The organism is Flavihumibacter solisilvae (assembly GCF_000814475.1).
In the GTDB taxonomy this organism is placed as follows: domain Bacteria; phylum Bacteroidota; class Bacteroidia; order Chitinophagales; family Chitinophagaceae; genus Flavihumibacter; species Flavihumibacter solisilvae.
Window position 1 is genome coordinate 1 of sequence record NZ_JSVC01000056.1, and the last position, 1,246, is coordinate 1,246.

Sequence of the window (1,246 nt, forward strand, 5' to 3'; positions counted from 1 at the left end):
AGTCAATTTACTTTGACAAGCCTGGAGATTCCAACTGGTTTGTTTCCTATCACCAGGATCTTACGATTTCCGTAGACAAAAAGATGGAATTGTCAGGATTTGGTCCCTGGACAATAAAACAAAATCAGTTCGCGGTTCAACCGCCTACTCAAATTCTTGAGGATAATTTCACAGTAAGAGTACACCTCGACAATACTGATATCGAAAATGGGGCGTTGAGGGTAATCCCAAAATCCCATTTAAATGGCATTCGGCGAGTTGAAGCAGGAGAAATGCAAAACCTTCGAGAAGAAACCTGTGCGGTAGAAAGAGGTGGCATCATGCTAATGCGACCATTGCTTCTGCATTCTTCCAGCAGAACTACAAACAATGCCAGAAGGCGAGTAATCCATATTGAATTTAGCCGATCCGTTTTGCCACCAGGATTACACTGGTCAGAGAAAAAGGCCTTAACGGCCTGCCCATAACATTGTATTGCTAAAAGCCGGGCTCAAATGCCCCGAACAATCAAAAACAAAACACCTCCTAACCTTACGCGGATGTGCCTGCCTGCGGGGCCGGCCTTCAGCAATACTTTAACGTTGTAGGCAATAAGAAATCCGAATGAAGCACATTAAAATAATCACACTAATATTCCTAATTATATTATCTTCTATTTTTGGTGCTTTGGTATTTGATCATATGCAAATGAACTTTGAAAACGGACGCTATTTTGATCCTGAATCCGCAACCGTTTTTCATGAACAGTCTATTATTGGCTATAGTATTTTATTATTTATCTGTTTGCTTTGTGTTACCATATTGTCAATAAACGTCTTTCGCGGTAAATTACATCTACACAAAAAATGAATCACTTTAAGTTATGGTTGGAATTTGAAGAAGTTGATCCTGGAAACTGGGATATAGAGAATGATTTCTGCAATATTGCCGTGACGTTAGATGATGGTCGCTATTATGGCATTAACGTATGGACCTATCAATTCCTTAAGACAGCAATCGATTTGGATAGTAAATCCGGTGCCTGCCGTAGTGGTTTGTACCAAGTACCTCCAGATCTCTTTGTGAAAGCACTCACACGGGAAAATATTGAAAATGCGATTGAAGACATTCTCAGCAAAGGTGATTTAGAAAAAGTGCTTAATCCGAGTGTCTTACCATAAATTAGTAAACAATTCACTGCCTACAACATGGTATCCTATGTATAACGACCTTAGAGTGGACGAAAAAACCACCACAATTTTCTTTT

General features: G+C 39.6%; 2 protein-coding genes. Both read left to right on the forward strand.

All coding sequences use genetic code 11. The features are described 5' to 3' along the window. The coding region (locus OI18_RS23385; RefSeq protein ID WP_039144764.1) for a phytanoyl-CoA dioxygenase family protein at positions 1-467 on the forward strand (467 nt) is incomplete at its 5' end. A gap of 378 nt (positions 468-845) precedes the next feature. Further along, entirely contained in the window at positions 846-1,160 is a 315-nt protein-coding gene (locus tag OI18_RS23395) for a hypothetical protein (RefSeq protein ID WP_039144770.1), read from the forward strand. The last annotated feature ends 86 nt before the right edge of the window (positions 1,161-1,246 follow it).

Excerpts from the sequence above, each read along its gene's own strand:
- OI18_RS23395 (WP_039144770.1), top strand. The coding sequence starts at position 846 with ATGAATCACTTTAAGTTATGGTTGGAATTTGAAGAAGTTGATCCTGGA.